Source organism: Microbispora sitophila (assembly GCF_014892245.1).
GTDB classification, from domain to species: domain Bacteria; phylum Actinomycetota; class Actinomycetes; order Streptosporangiales; family Streptosporangiaceae; genus Microbispora; species Microbispora siamensis.
On sequence record NZ_JADBGC010000043.1, the window covers coordinates 12,123 to 27,379 of the forward strand.

At 69.7% G+C, this 15,257-nt stretch carries 15 protein-coding genes and 1 pseudogene; 13 read left to right on the plus strand and 3 right to left on the minus strand.

Annotation, left to right across the window (positions count from 1 at the left end):
* The first annotated feature begins 63 nt into the window (after positions 1-63).
* The 13 genes and pseudogenes from IL992_RS43560 to IL992_RS43620 all read left to right on the plus strand — a co-directional run bounded on the left by IL992_RS43560 (position 64) and on the right by IL992_RS43620 (position 12,003).
* Positions 64-1,074 (plus strand): sugar phosphate isomerase/epimerase family protein, encoded by a 1,011-nt coding sequence (locus IL992_RS43560; protein ID WP_193209143.1) that lies wholly within the window; start codon positions 64-66, stop codon positions 1,072-1,074.
* A gap of 2 nt (positions 1,075-1,076) precedes the next feature.
* Entirely contained in the window at positions 1,077-2,255 is a 1,179-nt protein-coding gene (locus IL992_RS43565; protein WP_319019215.1) for a Gfo/Idh/MocA family protein, read from the plus strand.
* 58 nt (positions 2,256-2,313) lie between these two features.
* Positions 2,314-3,282, plus strand: coding sequence for a sugar phosphate isomerase/epimerase family protein (locus IL992_RS43570; RefSeq protein WP_193209144.1), 969 nt, complete (start codon positions 2,314-2,316; stop codon positions 3,280-3,282).
* Positions 3,279-4,250, plus strand: a complete 972-nt coding sequence (locus IL992_RS43575; RefSeq protein WP_193209145.1) for a sugar phosphate isomerase/epimerase family protein — start codon at positions 3,279-3,281, stop codon at positions 4,248-4,250. Before IL992_RS43570 ends, IL992_RS43575 begins: the two co-directional genes overlap by 4 nt.
* Positions 4,247-5,224 carry a sugar phosphate isomerase/epimerase family protein gene (locus tag IL992_RS43580; protein WP_319019216.1) on the plus strand — a complete coding sequence of 326 codons (978 nt, stop codon included), beginning with the start codon at positions 4,247-4,249 and terminating at the stop codon, positions 5,222-5,224. The genes IL992_RS43575 and IL992_RS43580 overlap by 4 nt, the downstream gene beginning before the upstream one ends.
* A 10-nt stretch (positions 5,225-5,234) precedes the next feature.
* Positions 5,235-6,224 (plus strand): sugar phosphate isomerase/epimerase family protein, encoded by a 990-nt coding sequence (locus tag IL992_RS43585; RefSeq protein ID WP_193209146.1) that lies wholly within the window; start codon positions 5,235-5,237, stop codon positions 6,222-6,224.
* A 411-nt stretch (positions 6,225-6,635) separates the two neighbouring features.
* Complete coding sequence (locus IL992_RS43590) at positions 6,636-7,010, plus strand: cytochrome P450 family protein (protein ID WP_193209147.1); 375 nt, start codon at positions 6,636-6,638, stop codon at positions 7,008-7,010.
* 241 nt (positions 7,011-7,251) lie between these two features.
* Positions 7,252-7,497 (plus strand): annotated as a pseudogene (locus IL992_RS49225) (cytochrome P450); the annotation flags it as partial.
* A 580-nt stretch (positions 7,498-8,077) separates the two neighbouring features.
* Positions 8,078-8,482: a 2Fe-2S iron-sulfur cluster-binding protein gene (locus IL992_RS49230; protein WP_404804824.1), complete on the plus strand. Its 405-nt coding sequence runs from the start codon at positions 8,078-8,080 to the stop codon at positions 8,480-8,482.
* Between the two features lie 152 nt (positions 8,483-8,634).
* Positions 8,635-9,549, plus strand: a complete 915-nt coding sequence (locus IL992_RS43605) for a ThuA domain-containing protein (protein WP_193209148.1) — start codon at positions 8,635-8,637, stop codon at positions 9,547-9,549.
* A complete protein-coding gene (locus tag IL992_RS43610) occupies positions 9,546-10,313 on the plus strand; it encodes a nuclear transport factor 2 family protein (protein WP_193209149.1) in 768 nt (255 codons plus the stop codon). Before IL992_RS43605 ends, IL992_RS43610 begins: the two co-directional genes overlap by 4 nt.
* Positions 10,314-10,568: 255 nt before the next feature.
* On the plus strand, positions 10,569-10,967 hold the full coding sequence (locus IL992_RS43615; RefSeq protein WP_193209150.1) for a C-glycoside deglycosidase beta subunit domain-containing protein: 399 nt from the start codon (positions 10,569-10,571) through the stop codon (positions 10,965-10,967).
* A 13-nt stretch (positions 10,968-10,980) separates the two neighbouring features.
* Entirely contained in the window at positions 10,981-12,003 is a 1,023-nt protein-coding gene (locus IL992_RS43620; RefSeq protein ID WP_193209151.1) for a sugar phosphate isomerase/epimerase family protein, read from the plus strand.
* Between the two features lie 102 nt (positions 12,004-12,105).
* Here IL992_RS43620 and IL992_RS43625 read toward each other — a convergent pair whose 3' ends face one another.
* From IL992_RS43625 to IL992_RS43635, 3 genes are all read right to left on the minus strand, one after another.
* A complete protein-coding gene (locus tag IL992_RS43625; RefSeq protein WP_193209152.1) occupies positions 12,106-13,377 on the minus strand; it encodes an ROK family protein in 1,272 nt (423 codons plus the stop codon).
* A gap of 197 nt (positions 13,378-13,574) precedes the next feature.
* Positions 13,575-14,483 (minus strand): ThuA domain-containing protein, encoded by a 909-nt coding sequence (locus IL992_RS43630; RefSeq protein WP_193209153.1) that lies wholly within the window; start codon positions 14,481-14,483, stop codon positions 13,575-13,577.
* Positions 14,480-15,256 (minus strand): TIM barrel protein, encoded by a 777-nt coding sequence (locus tag IL992_RS43635; protein WP_193209154.1) that lies wholly within the window; start codon positions 15,254-15,256, stop codon positions 14,480-14,482. The genes IL992_RS43630 and IL992_RS43635 overlap by 4 nt, the downstream gene beginning before the upstream one ends.
* Between the last annotated feature and the right edge of the window lies 1 nt (position 15,257).

Sequence of the window (15,257 nt, forward strand, 5' to 3'; positions counted from 1 at the left end):
GCACGCCCTCATCCGGCGTCTCGTCACCCCGGCCTGATCGGGTGTATCACGAAGGGAACCGCAATGTCGCGCCCGATCACCCTGTTCACCGGCCAGTGGGCCGACCTGCCGTTCGAGGAAGTGGCCCGGCTCGCCTCCTCCTGGGGGTACGACGGCCTCGAGATCGCCTGCTGGGGTGACCACCTCGACCCCAACCGCGGCGCCGTCGACGACGCCTACCTCGACGAGAAGCGCGCCGTGCTCGACAAGTACGGCCTCAAGGTCTACGCGATCTCCAATCACCTCAAGGGACAGGCGGTCTGCGACGACCCGATCGACCAGCGGCACCGCGCCATGCTCCCGGACGCGATCTGGGGCGACGGCGACCCCGAGGGAGTCCGGCAGCGCGCGGCGGAGGAGATGAAGAACACCGCCCGCACCGCCGCCAGGCTCGGCGTGGACACCGTCGTCGGGTTCACCGGCTCGTCGATCTGGAAGTACGTGGCGATGTTCCCGCCGGTCTCGCAGGAGCTCACCGACGCCGGCTACCAGGACTTCGCCGACCGGTGGAACCCGATCCTCGACGTTTTCGACGAGGTCGGCGTGCGCTTCGCGCACGAGGTCCACCCGTCGGAGATCGCCTACGACTACTGGACGACGAAGCGGGCGCTGGAGGCCGTCGGGCACCGGCCGGCGTTCGGGCTGAACTGGGACCCGTCGCACTTCATGTGGCAGGACCTGGACCCGGTCGGGTTCATCCTGGAGTTCGCCGACCGCATTTACCACGTGGACTGCAAAGACGTGAAGCTCAACGTGGGCGACGGCCGCAACGGCCGGCTCGGCTCGCACCTGGCCTGGGCGGACCTGCGCCGCGGCTGGGACTTCGTGTCCACCGGGCATGGCGACGTCCCATGGGAGAAGTGTTTCCGCGCGCTCAACAGCATCGGCTACTCCGGCCCGATCTCGATCGAGTGGGAGGACGCCGGCATGGACCGGCTCGTGGGCGCTCCGGACGCGCTCGCGTTCGTGCGCGGCAAGCTCTTCGATGCCCCTGAGGCCGCCTTCGACGCCGCCTTCGCGCGGAAGGAGGACTGACGGTGACCAACGCCGCACGTCCGCCGCTGCGCGTGGCGATGATCGGCCATGGGTTCATGGGAGCCGCGCACTCGCACGCCTGGCGGACCGCGCACCGCTTCTTCGACCTGCCGCGCCGGATCGAGATGGTGGCCGTCGCCGGCCGCAACCCGGAGACGCTGCGCGAGGCCGCCGACCGCTACGGCTGGTCAGAATGCGATACGGACTGGCGGCACGTCGTGGAACGTGACGACATCGATCTCGTCGACGTCGTCACGCCCGGTTCGGCGCACATGGAGGTGGCCGTCGCCGCGCTCGACGCAGGCAAGCACGTCCTGTGCGAGAAGCCGCTGGCCAACACCGTCGCGGAGGCCGGGGCCATGGCGGAGGCCGCGGCGAAGGCCCGGGAGCGCGGGGTGTTCGCGATGGTCGGCTTCACCTACCGCCGGGTGCCGGCCGTCCAGCTTGCGCGGGAACTGGTCGAGTCAGGCGAGATCGGCCGCATCCGGCAGACCCGGGCGGTGTACCTGCAGGACTGGCTCAGCGACGAGAACGCGCCGCTGACCTGGCGCCTGGACCGCTCAGCCGCCGGGTCCGGCGCGCTCGGCGACATCGGCGCCCACATCGTGGACGCGATCCAGTACGTGACCGGCCAGGAGCTCACCGGTGTGAGCGGAATGACCCGGACCTTCGTGACCGAGCGGCCCATGCTGGAGGAATCGGTCGGCCTCTCCGGCCGTGCCTCCGACAGCCGGCGTGGGCCGGTGACCGTCGACGACGCCGCGGTCTTCTTCGGCACGCTGAGTGGCGGCGGCCTGGCCACCTTCGAGGCGACCCGGATGGCCCCCGGGCGGAAGAACGCGCTGCGATTCGAGATCAGCGGCACGACCGGGGCCCTCGCCTTCGACCTCGAGGACCTCAACACCCTGCAGGTCTTCTCCTTCGCGGACGGCAACACCGCCGGCTTCCGCCGGGTGCTGGTCACCGAGCCGGAGCATCCGTACGTCGCGGCGTGGTGGCCGCCCGGCCACATGCTGGGGTACGAGCACGGCTTCACCCACCAGGTGCGCGACCTGGTGGCGGCCATCGACGCCGGCGAGCAGCCCCGCCCGTCCTTCGAAGAGGGACTCCAGGTGCAGCGGGTGCTGGAAGCGGTGGAGCGCAGCGCGGCCGCCGACGCCCGCTGGACCCCGCTCACCTGAGCGGACCCGCCGACAGCCGGCCGCGCCCGGCGAAGACGACAGAGAAAGAGCAATCATCATGGCCTGGACGAAGTGGTCCTACATGGATCACTGGGTGACGGAGACGCCGCAGGGGCCGCAGCCCCCGTCGTTCAACCGCGCCTACATGGACCGCTACATCAAGCAACTGTCGGCCCTCGGCTTCAAGGGCTTCGACACCTTCTTCTTCTACCTGCCCATGCTCGAGGGCATGTACGGCTCGGTGAAGGCCTTCGAGCACTTCCTGCAGGACAACGGCTTCGAGAAGATCACGGGGATCTTCTCCGCCTATCCGTACGCGACGAAGTACACCGCGCCGCACGTCCCGGAGACCCACGACCGGATCGTCGCCGACTGCATGGCGACGGTGCGAGCCGTCGAAGGGTTGTCGGTCGAGAACTTCATCGTGATGCCGTCAAGCACATATTTCCAGGTGGAGCCGGTGACGGACGAGAAGATCAAGATCATGGCCGACCTCTGGAACCGGGTCGGGCAGATGACGCTCGAGCACGGCATGCGGACGACGTGCCACTTCGAGTTCTGGGGTGCGATCCGCACGCGGGAACAGCTCGACCTCTTCTTCCGGTACACCGATCCCCGCTATGTCTACTTCTTCTGCGACACGGCGCAGCACACGATCGCCGGCGTGGACCCGTTGCAGATGTTCCGCGACTACCGCGACCGGTGCACCGGCTTCCACTTCAAGGACACCCACACCGTCGACGAGCACGAGGCGTACCGTACGCCTCCGGACCCGGAGCTGATGGCGCCGAACGTGACCCGCTGGTTCTATGAGATGGGCACAGAGGGCGGCCTGGTCGACTTCCCCGCGCTCATGCGGGAGATCGTGACCTCCGGGTATGACGGCTGGCTCACGGTGGAGCACGACAAGGCCGAACTGGGCGGGGGCAGCTACGCCGAGGCCACGTGCGTGGCCAAGTGGTACATCGACAACGTCCTCGCGGAGGCGCAGGCCGAGGCTGAGGCGCAGCTGGAGGCCGGGCGATGAGGGACACGCTGCGGTGGGCCTACGCCCTCAACCAGTGGAACATTCGCATGGACGTCTTCGTCCGGCACGAAGACCAGCGCCGGGCGCTGAAGACGCTGTCCGCGCTCGGATTCGACCACATCGAGCTGGCCGCGGGCTCGGGCAGGTGGGACAACCTCGGCCGTCCCGAGGTCATCGAGATCAACCACGGAAGCCCCGAAGGATTCCTTGCGTTTCTGCGCTCCTGCTCCGTGAACGGCGTCTCGAGCATGTTCTGGGACCCGGGCCAGCCGGTCGAGGAGGAGGGCTGGGCGTTCCGCTCGACCCGCAACCGCGACGATCACGCGGCCATCGTCGAGTCCGCGAAGCCGTTCGTCGACTTCCTCGCCGCGATCGGCGCCGAGCAGCTCGTCGCCCGCCCCGTCGGGTCGGCCTGGATGCAGCCCCCGCTCGGCCGCGACGACATCGCGGCCATCGGGGAGGTGTGGAACAGCGTGGGCAAGGTCGCCGCAGCCGCCGGCGTGGGGCTGGCCCTGCACTACGACTGCCTGAACGCCGTGCATACCGCCGACGAGCTGCGCCGGCTGCTCGACGCGACCGACCCGGAGCTCGTCGGGCTCGCGCTCGACACCGCGGAGCTGACGATCGGCGGCATCGATCCGGTGGCCTTCTACGAGGAGCGGCACGAGCGGGTCACCCACGTGCACCTCAAGGACACCCGCTACGCCGACACCGGCGAGGAGTACCGCATGCCCGGCGCCGAGACCACGATGCTGCGCGGCGGAGCCGGCCGGCGCATCGAGCGCTGGTTCTTCGAGCTCGGCACCGAAGGCGGCCTCGTCGACGTCAAGGCGTTCGTCGCCGCTCTGCGGCGGCACGGCTACCCGGGATGGGTCGTGGTCGAGAGCGACCACGGCGGCAATCCCGCCGAGCTGGCCATGCTCAACAGCTGGTATCTGCAGCACGAGCTGTCGGTGGCGCGCACGTGACCGCCGATCAACTCGCTCTGCGCAGCGAAACGCCGGAGCGGCGCATCAAGTGGAGCTACATGGACCACTGGCGTTCCAACGGCCCCGCCGGGCCTGTCGACCAGTGGCATTCCCACCGCACGATGTCGTCCTTTCTGAAGCAGATCAAGGCGGTCGGCTTCGATGCCATCGACACCTTCGACTTCCGTCTGTGGCAGATGTACGGCGACTACGGCGGCCCGGCCAAATACCAGGAGATGGTCCAGGACCACGGCCTGGAGCGAATCGTCAACATCTTCCACGCCGCCGACTACGACCTGCGCAACTACGCGCCCCACGTGCCGGAAACGCACGAGAACATTCTCGAGGACTTCCGCGTGACCATGGGGCACTGGTCGAGCATCGAGCTGGACAACATCATCGTGATGCCGGCGACGCTCTACTACGACATGGAGCCCGTCACCGAGGACAAGCTCAAGATCAGCGCCGAGCTGTGGAACAAGGTCGGCGAGATCACCGCCGGCTACGGCGTGAAGCTGACCTGCCACCACGAATTCTTCTGCGGTATCCAAAGCGAGCCGGACATCGAAGTCTTCTACTCCTACACCGACCCCAGGTACGTCTCCCTCTTCGTCGACACCGCGCAGCACTGCATCGCCTCGGTCGATCCCGTGGCCCTGTATCGCCGGCACGCGCATCGGGTGAGCGGCTTCCACTTCAAGGACACCCGCAACGTCGCCGCCGGCGATGATCACCGTCATCGCCCGGATTCCGAGATCATGGCGCCGACGACGGGCAAGTGGTTCTACGAGATGGGCACTCCGCACGGCCTGGTCGACTTCGAGGCGATGATGACCGCGGTCCGGGACAACGACTACCGGGGCTGGATCAGCGTGGAGCACGACAAGGCGAACAAGGACGGTGGCGACTACGCCGAGAGCACTGCGATCGCCCGCTGGTACGCGGTGAACGTCCTCGAGAAGATCTACCGGTAGGGGGCCGGACGTGACCGACATCAGGTGGGGTTATGCCCTGAACCAGTGGAAGCCGCAGTTCGACGACTTCGTCCGCCGGGAACAGCACGAGCGGGCGCTGAAGACGGTGTCGATCGCCGGGTTCGAGGGAGTCGAGCTGACGGCCGGCACCGGGCGGTGGGAGCCGCTGGGCAATCCGCAGCAGCTGATCGCGAACTTCGGCTCGCTCACCGGTTTCCGTGAGTTCCTCTCGGGCTGTGGCATCGCGGCGGTGTCCAGCTGGTTCTACGATCCGCAGCAGCGGTCGATGGAGCATCTGACGCCTCCGTACTCGCCACTGGTCGCCGCGGACGTCACCGGCATCGTGACGCGGGCCGAATGGTTCGCCGGCGCTCTGGCACAGCTCGGCGGATCCGTCCTCGTCGTCCGCGCCGCCTCCGCCGGTGACGTCGGTCCGCTCGACGACGCGGCGCTGCGGCGGCTGGCGGACTGCTGGACGGCGGTCGGCCGGGCGACGCTCGCGCACGGCGTCCGTACGGCGCTGCACGTCGACTTCCTGTCCTCGCTTCGCCGGCCGGGAGCACTCGACCGGCTCCTCGGCCTCGCGGATCCGGCCGCCGTCGGCCTGGCCGTCGACACCGCCGAGCTGACCGTCGCGGGCCTCGACCCGGTCGAGGTCATCCGCCGCCACCCCGGCCGCGTCTGGCACGTCCAGTACAAGGACGCGCTCGCCGCCGACACGGACGAGGAGTACCTCCAGCCGCACGCCGAGTACTCCGTGCGGCAGCGAGGCGGTTCCCGGGAAATCCCGCGGTGGTTCGCCGAGCCCGGGGCCCACGGCGGCCTGGTGGACTTCGCCGCGGTGACGCGTGCGCTGCTCGACATCGGCTACGCCGGGTGGGTGGTGTTCGAGAGCGACCAAAGTCCGCATCCCGCCACGAGCGCGCTCCTCGGCGGCTACCTGCTGCAGCGCGAACTGCGCCCGATGACGGCCGCCGCTGTCGAAGCCGCGGCACGCTGACGGGGCCGGTCGACGGTGACCACCGCCGCGGAGCTATCGTGTTTTGCCCGGTGCACAGTCGGGGTGAGGACGCCCGGCGATCAGGCCGTCGCGGATAATCCCCCTCGGTGCGCGTCGACGCACCGGGCAAGCAGACGGACGCTCACGTGTCCCGCCTGTGTGCTCTCCGGCGGGACCTCTGATTCCCGTGCCGGAGAACCTGATGTCCCCATACGCCCCAGGTGGCCGTTGCCCCTTCACCGACCCGCAGCGGTTGTTCGCCGACCTCGCCGTGGCCCGCACCGCGGGCGGACCGCCGTGGTCGGACCCGTTCGAAGCGCGCGTGGTCGGCCGGTACGACGACATCGTGGCCGCGCTGCACGACCCGGAGACCTTCTCCTCGGCGCCCACCGTGCCGGAGTTCCCGTCTCCGTGGCGGGAGCGGTTCGCCGGGCGGTGCCGTCCCGCGGCACGCTGCTCGGCCTGGACAACCCCGATCACGACCGGCTGCGTGCGGCGGTCAACACGTTCTTCATGCCGCGCCGGCTGGCCCGGTACGAGCCGTGGATCCGGGAGCGGGCGCACCGGCTGGTCGACGGCTTCGCCCAGGACGGGCACACGAACCTGAAGACGTCGTTCGCGTTGCCGCTGCCGCTGCAGGTGATCAGCCACGTCGTCGGGCTGGACGCCGACCGGTGGGAGTGGATCGGGGCGGCGCTGGGGTTCTTCCTGGGCCCGCGGGACGTCCACCACCCGGGCACGCCGGAGGAGAAGGCCGAGCTGCTCATGCCTACGTTCTCGAGGTGATGGCCGAGCGCAAGCGCGAGCGGCGGGACGACCTGATCAGCAACGTCTGGGACGTGCGGGACGCGGGCAGGGTCGAGATGACCGACTTCGAGATGCTCTCGCTGTTCCCGGGGCTGATGCTGGCCGCCACGAGACGTCGTCGAACCTCATCTGCACGGGGCTGGCGCACCTGCTGGCCGACCCCGCGCGCTACGCGGCGGCGCAGCGGGACGAGGACACCCGCGCGGTCGCGCTGGAGGAGCTGTTCCGCTTCGAGTCGGCCGTCACCGGCATGAAGCGTCTGGTCACCCGGGACACCACGCTTGGCGGCGTGCGGCTGCGCGCCGGGGAGCAGGTTTTCCTGGCCTACGCCTCCGGCTCCCGCGACGTGAGCCGGTTCGCTAACCCCGACGAGATCGACCTCGGCCGGAGCTGGACGGTGCCGCACCTCGGCTTCGGCCAGGGGGTGCACACCTGCCTCGGCGCGCCGCTCGCCCGGTTGCTGCTGCGCGTCGAGCTGGGGGTCCTGCACGAGCGGCTGCCCGGCCTGCGGCTGGCCGCGCCGTACGAGGAGCTGGAGCGCACCGTCGTTTCCGAGGGCCGGGGCATGGTCGCGCTACCGCTGTCCTGGACGCCGGTCCCGGTGGCCGCGCGCGGGGCGGTGCAGGCCGAGCGCCGGGGGACCGACTGGCACCTGGTCTACCTCGGCCGCTCCATCGACCGGATGGCGTATGTCGAGGAGCTTGTCTCCCGGCACGGGGCGCGGGTCGAGGCGTGGCCGAGCCGGGACCGCGGACGGCTCGACCTCGACGCCGTTTGGTCCCGGCTGCCGGACCGCGAGGCCCTCGTCTACGCCTGCGGCCCCGAGAGCCTGCTGTCGGGGCTCGAGGACTCCGCCCAGCGGGCCGGGCGGGAGCACCGGCTTGTCGTCGAGCGATTCGCCCCGCGCGCGGCTCCGCACAAGCCGAACCGCGCGTTCGAGGTCGTCCTCGCACGGACCGGGACGGTCGTGACCGTGGCGGAGGACGGTCGTGACCGTGGCCGAGGACGACACCGTCCTCGACGCGGTGAACCGCGCCGGCGCGAACGTGCTGTCCGCCTGCAGAGAGGGAACCTGCGGCACCTGCGAGATTCGCGTCCTCGAAGGCGTCCCCGAGCACCGGGACATCCGTCCTCAGCCTCGAGGAACGCCTGGCCGGCGAAACGATGATGAGCTGCGTGTCCCGCTGCCGTGGACATCGACTGACCGTGGACCTGTAGCGGACATCCGTGCGGCGATCCTCCCGCTCCTCCCGGGTCCGGCAGGTCCTCGCGCAGGCTTGGGCCGCCGCCGCCCCCCCGGCGAGAGCGGGGACGGCCGGTCGGCGGAGACCCGTCCGGAGCGGAGAAAAGGGTCGTACAGAGGATTGACTTATGTTGATTTCATGCAGAATCCTGTCCATGGCGGTACATCGGCATACCGGCCCACAAGGATGTCCGCTTCGAGTGCGTGACAGCCGCATCCCGACGGCGGCACCTGTCCCAACCCCCCGATGAGAGGAACGGCGGATGAGTTTGACGATGGAAGTCCTGTTTCGGAATGACACCGGACGGGCACGGTTGCGCACGTCTATTGCCCGGTCGACGCGGACGGCGGTGACGTCGCGTGCCTGACATCGGCCTGCGTCAGCTCGGCGGTGAGGACAAGCTCCGGGCGCTGATCGTCACTGGTCACACCGATATCCACCACGACTGGCGGACGGTCTCGCCGATGCTCGCCGAGTTGCTGCGGGAGACCGGGTTGTTCGACGTCCGGATCACTGAGGAGTTCCGGGGCGCCGGGCCGGAGACGCTGGAGCCGTACGACCTCGTCGTCCTCAACTACTTCGGCCGCTTCGAGCCCTGGGGCCACGCACCTGAGCAGCGGTGGGGCACCCGCGCCGAGCAGGCGCTGTACGACCACGTCGCCTCCGGAAAGGGAGTCGTCGTCTACCACGCGTCCCTGCAGATGGGAGCCGGATGGGAGGACGACTTCGAGCGGATGGCCGGCGGCGTCATGCGTGAGCACTGCAGCCGCCGGGCTCCGATACCCGACTTCCGGCTGCATGTGGTCGCTCCGGAACACCCCGTCACGGCGGGCATGCCGGAGTTCGTGCCCCACTATGACGACGACCTCTACGTCAACCTGCAGTGGGCGCCGGGTGCGGAGGTCGAGGTGCTCGTGACGGGCTGGGACAACCCATTGCGCTACACGCAGGTGCCGGCGGAGTGGGACGCCCTGCCGGGGATGGGGCAGGAGCATGCCCTGGTGTGGACGAATCGCTACGGGCAGGGCCGGGTGTTCGCGACCGGACTCGGTCACGGGCCGGAGGCGATCTCCCACCCGTCGTTCCGGGGCCTGTTCGCCCGGGGCGCCGAATGGGCGGCTGCCGGCAAGGTGACCCTGGGGCTGCCCGACGGTTTCGGTGAGCCGGTTCCCGGCGGCGACTGGTGGCCGACGACGCTGGAGCCGATGGTCCGTGAGATGTACGAGCAGCGCAGGCAGGCCGCTGCCGGGACGCATGAAGGGACGGAGCAGTGACGGCCGAGGGGCTTGAGGAGCGGCTGGCCGCCCTGGAGGCACGTCTCACGGCCGCCGAGCGGGCCGCGATCCGGGCGCAGGACCGGGGAGACGTGGAGAACGTCTTCTCGCGCTACATGTACTACCACAACGCGTTCGAGGACGAGCGGATCGTCGACGAGCTGTGGGTGCGCCGTGGCACCGAGGGAGTCCGTTCCCAGTACAACGACGACGGCGTCTACACGGACTGGGACACGATCATGGCCTACCACAAGGGCCGGCCCCACCCCGTTGGGAAGCTGATCCTGCACTACACCACGACACCGGTCATCGAGGTCGCCGCCGACGGCACGACCGCCAAGGGACTGTGGGTCATGATGGGGCTGGAATCGGGCTTGACCGAGCCGGCGGAGGCGGAGCATATCCCGCCGTTCTTCTTCGCGAAAGAAGACGTCGACGGGCGCAAGGTCTGGGCGCATTGGGTCTGGTGCAAATACGGCGTCGACTTCCTCAAGCAGGACGGCCAGTGGCGCATCTGGAAGTTCCGCTGCTTCGAGGTCGCCCGCGCGCCCTATGACGAGAACTGGATCTCCTTCGCCGCACACGAGCGCGCCGAGTACGAGGCGAAGCTCGCGTACTTCGGCGAGGACGGCAAACCGGTATTCCTGCCGCCCGTGGACGGGCCCACCGTCACGCCTTCGCAGCCTTACCGCATCGACACCGCTCAGCACCTGTTGCCCGAGCCCCCGCAGCCCTACGCCGAATTCGAGGACACCTTCCGCTGACGGCACCGCGGTCCGACCGGCGCCTGCTGCTGGGAATCGATCTGATCAGCGGCAGGCGCCGGCCGGGTGGGGGAGCGGCCATCTCGCATCCGGGACCCGTGAGCCTCTCGCGCCCGGCGAGCACGAGGTCGCCGTCTCCGTCCGGGGCTTCGTCTCCCCCTACATGCCCGTTCCCGGCGGCGGCCGGAATACGAAACGGCTCACCCTCGCCTCCTGGCCCCCACCCCTGCCCCGACTTCTGAGAGGAACCGATCGATGGGTCCGCTGGACGACCAGGTGGTGCGCGAAGACTCGCTCACCGCCACCGCTGACGGCCTGGACATAGCCGTCTACTCCCACTGGTACCGGGCGCTGCCCCTGACCTCACTCGCCCACGTCGACCTGACCGTCGACGGTCGGCGGATCGACCCGGACACGCTGTCGGTGACAGCCAACGGGCACCGCTACGAGTTCGGCGAGCTGGCGGACAGGACCGATGACTTCTGGTTCACGACCGACCCGGTGGTGCTCCACGTGCCGGTGTCCACGGCGTCCGGCCGACGGCACCGGGTGCAACTGCTGCTCGGGTTGTCGATCCCGTACATCCTCACCGGCCCGGACCGGGTGCCGCTGCTCGCGCCCAGCTCGACCGACAAGACGCTGACCGCTGCCTGACAGGAGCAAGCTCATGACCGACACCGCCCCCGGCCTGCCCCGCCTCGGCATCACCCTGTTCAGCCTCACTCTCGAGCAGCGCGCGCCCAGAAACGATCTCGCCGCTCTCATCCGCCAGGTCGCCGCCCGCGACCTGGGCCCGGGCGTCGAAATGGTGGCCTTCCAGAGCCTGCGTGGCTGGCCGCGACTGGATGACGAGGCCGTCCGTGAAGTCCGCGGCCTGATCGCAGACTCCGGCCTGACGCCCGCCTGCCTGGCCGTCAACCTCGACCTCGCACTCCATCCGGGACGGCTGCTCACCGACGACGAGGCGTACGACTACGTCGCCGTCCAAATGCGCAGCGCGGCCGCGCTCGGCTTCCCTGCCGTGCGAGTCGGCGCGGAGTGCGGACCGGTGATCATGACCCGGCTGCTGCCGCTCGCCGAGGAGCTCGGCGTCAAGATCGGCGTGGAGATTCACGCCCCGCTGACCATCGACGCACCGCCGGTCGCCGAGCTCAAGGAGCTTTTCACCCGGCTCGACACAGAGTGGCTGGGCTTCATCCCCGACTTCTCCGCCAGCATGCGCGCCGTGCCGGCCGCCGTCGACGACGCGCACCGGAAGGCGGGCATCCCGTCCGAGCTGACGGCACTGACCCGGCGGCTCTGGGCCGAGCCCGGTCCCACGATGGCCAAGTTCCCCGAGCTCGAGCGGCGGGCCACCGAACTCGGCGCCAGCCCCGCGGAGATCGGCAATCTGAAGATGATCTTCACCATGCACGGGCGGATGGATCCCGAGCGGTGGGCCGATTTCTTCCCGCACGTCATCCACGTGCATGGCAAGTTCTACGGAGTGTTCGACGGGGAGGACCCGTCCATCGACTTCCCGGCGATCGCCCGGGTGCTGCGTGAGCAGGGTTACACCGGCTTCATCTCCAGCGAGTACGAGGCACACGCCTACACGGACAGGTACAGCGCCTTCGACCAGGTCAGGGCCCAGCACGACATGCTCAAACGGCTGCTCGAGGACCAGTCGGCGACGGTAGTCTCCCCATGACCACCACAGCCCGGGTCGGCCGGCGGTTACGCGCCAGCCGACGACCCGGGCGGCCAGTCCTCCGTTAGGTCGCGCGGCTTCTCGGCCGCCGAGTCGATGGTCTCAGGCGGCGGTCTGCAGGCACAGCGCCGAACCGACCGGTGTGCCTGCACCCAGCCAGATCTGCAGCGCGGAGGGCCGGAAGAGGTTGTGCGCGGCGAGCAGCGCGCCGCCGATTGTGCCTTCGGCGAAGTTCAGCGACGCCGTGCGGATGGTCAGGTTGCGCGCGGCGAGTTCGATCGTGCCGTCCAGGACCGCGCTGCGGAACTCCTCGAAGAAGAGAGGGCTGTAGCGGATGACCCCGCCACCGAGGACGAGGGTTCCCGGGTTGGCGAAGTTGACGACGCCGGCGATCGTCCTGCCGGTGAGCCGAGCCGATGAGGCGACCGCGGACCGCGCGACTTCATCGCCCGCGGCGGTCGCCAGCCCGATGTCCTCGGCCGTGATGCGGCCCCGGCGGGCAAGCCGCTCGGCGAGCAGCGGGCTCTCTCCTGACTTGGCATGCTTGGAGAGGGTCCGCATCAGGGCCCATCCGCTCGCGACGGCCTCGAGGCAGCCGATCTTGCCGCATCGGCAGCGCGCCGACCGGTCGTCGGTGACCCGCACATGTCCGATGTCGCCGGCGGCTCCGCTGTCGCCGCGATGGAGGCGGCCCTTGGTGACCAGGCCGCTGCCGATCCCGGTGGCGACCTTGACGTACAGAAGGTCGCGCCGTTCCCGCGGCACGCCGCGTTCCCACTCGCCGAGTGCCATCAGGTTGACCTCGTTGTCGACCCACACCGGCGCCTCCCAGCGGCGCTGGAACCAGGACCGTACGTCGTAGTCATCCCAGCCCGGCATGCTGGGTGGAGCGACGGTGCGGCCGGAAGCGACATCGACCGGGCCTGGGACGCCTACGGCGATGCCCCAGACCGGCACTGTTCGGCCCGCCCGCCTGACGAGTTCCCCGAACACTTCATGGACCGCGCCGAGCACGGCCTCGGGATCGTCCTGCACGTTGATGTCGCGGAAGTCCCGAGCGAGTTCGTTGCCGGCCAGGTCTGTCACGGCGGCGTGGAGTGAGACGGCGCCCAGGGCTGCGGACAGCAGCAGTCCCGCCTCGGTGCGAAACCGGACCGAGCGGGACGGCCGGCCACGACGGTGGCCCGACGGCACCGCGTCGACCTCAGCGAGCACGCCGAGCTCGACCCCCTCGCGGAGCCGCTCGTTCACCACGGTGCGGCCCAGGCCGGTCGCCGCCTCCAGCTCCGGACGGGTCATGGCGACCCCGGCCCGGACCAGATCGACGATCTGGGCCAGGACCAGGATGTCCCGAGCGGACGGCGGTGGCTGCACGTGTGTCTCCTCCCTGCGCGGGCCCGACTGGGGCCATGCTAATCAGCCCAGGGTCTCCGCGAATCTTGCCGGTTAGGACTTCCGTTGTATTCGTACATAATTATTCCACGGCGAGCCGATCGGTGTGTCGAGGTCGCGGGACCCGGCCACGGAATCGGGCCCCCGTCATCGCGAGGACGGGGGCCCGGGTGCCGTCGTCACGACCCTGAACGGTCCCAGCGGGAGGTGTCACCCGCGTAGTAGGGCCACACACGCCACCGGTTTTCGCCGTCGCGGTCGGGGGGATCGAGGGTCACCTTTCCGGACGCGGCCCACTCCACGCCACGGCAGAGCAGCGTCATGAAGTTGACCCGGCGGAAGGTGTCCCAGTCGTGGCCGAGGGTGACGGTGAAGCACCGGCCGGCGCCCCACTCGTTGATCCACGCGAGCGGCTGGTCCTGGTTCATCCCGCGCAGCTGCTCCAGCCCGCCGGGCGGAATCTCGACCGGGGTGTGCGGCCGGGGCCATCCGGCGCGGCGGTACGTCTCGACGTCGTCGAAGACGGTCAGCAGGACCCGCGCGCCCGGGTGCATCGCGACCCCGGTCAGGATGTCGTCGTTGGAGATTCCCCACTCGGGATCCAGACCGGCGGTGATCGCGTGGCGGGGTTCCGCCGTCCGGACCACGACTTCGCCCACGGGGCGGGGGCGCAGCCCGAGATCGCGGCTCATCGTGGCGCCACGCATCTCATTGAGCTCCTCGGGGTAACCCCAGTCGCTCTCCTGGACGGCCGACCCGTGGAACCACACCACTCCACGGCCCTTGTCGCGGACGAAACGCAGCAGCGCGTCGTTCGTCGTCGCGCCGAAACCCTCGGCCTTCTGCCGGTAGTTGTCCCGGCCCTCGTACATGACGAGCACGACGTCGAAGCGGTCGAGCAGTTCCTCGCCGATCCCGCGGAACTCCTCCAGCACCCGCACGCGGAAGCGGCCGGTCGACTCGAGCAGGGTGGTCAGCATCCCGGTGTGATGCCGGAAGCTGCGGTGCTCGTTGTCGTGTTCCTCGGTGACCCTGCCGGTCGCGATCATGACATCGAGCTTGTCCGGCGCGGCCTGCTCTTCTCTCATGCGCCGGCGGCCGCGGACCTGATGTACGCGAGGGACTCCGCGGACGGGACCGTCGGGAAGTATTCGAGCCCGATCGGGCCGTCGTAGCCCGAGGCCCGCAGGATCGACAGGTGCCGCGGCCAGTCGATCGCGCCGCTGCCCGGCTCGCCGCGGCCGGGGGCGTCGGCGATCTGCACGTAGTCGACGAGCCCGGCGGCGTTCGCCAGCTCCTTCGCGGGATCCTCGCCCTCGGTGACGGAGTGGTACAGGTCGTAGAGGATCCCGAAGGAGTCGGAGTCCACCTCGCGCGCGACCAGGACGGCGTCGGCGGTGCGGTCGAGCAGGGCGCCGGGATGGTCGACCCGCGTGTTGACCGGTTCGAGCACGAGCTTCACGCCGGAGCCCCGCGTCCGCTCGACGGCCTGGGAGAAGACGTCGACGAGCTTCTGGAGGTTCTGGGGGCGCTTGGCGCCGGGAAAGCCGACGCCCGAGCCGAGGACGACACGCGGGCAGCCGAGAAGACGGGCGTTCTCGACGGCCCGGTCGAGGCCCTCGAAGAAGGGGCCGAGATCGGTCCCCGGCAGGGTGAAGTTAGTGCGCGGTTCGGCGAGAAGCGAGGTCAGGGCGACCCCGGTCTCGGTGAGGGCGTCGGCGAGAGACTTGACGTCCTTGTCGGACGTGCCCCACATCTCGACGGCGTCGAAGCCGGCGGAGGCCGCCGCACGGATCCGGTCGGCGGCGTCCGGCCCGGCCTCGGTGAAGAGCAGTTCGATGTTGGGGGACAGCTGGTACACG

What these genes read in the sequence shown, in the direction of transcription:
- IL992_RS43560 (WP_193209143.1), top strand. Translation starts at nt 64, where the DNA reads ATGTCGCGCCCGATCACCCTGTTCACCGGCCAGTGGGCCGACCTGCCG.
- IL992_RS43570 (WP_193209144.1), top strand. Translation starts at nt 2,314, where the DNA reads ATGGCCTGGACGAAGTGGTCCTACATGGATCACTGGGTGACGGAGACG.
- IL992_RS43575 (WP_193209145.1), top strand. Translation starts at nt 3,279, where the DNA reads ATGAGGGACACGCTGCGGTGGGCCTACGCCCTCAACCAGTGGAACATT.
- IL992_RS43615 (WP_193209150.1), top strand. Translation starts at nt 10,569, where the DNA reads ATGGGTCCGCTGGACGACCAGGTGGTGCGCGAAGACTCGCTCACCGCC.
- IL992_RS43620 (WP_193209151.1), top strand. Translation starts at nt 10,981, where the DNA reads ATGACCGACACCGCCCCCGGCCTGCCCCGCCTCGGCATCACCCTGTTC.
- IL992_RS43630 (WP_193209153.1), bottom strand. Translation starts at nt 14,483, where the DNA reads ATGAGAGAAGAGCAGGCCGCGCCGGACAAGCTCGATGTCATGATCGCG.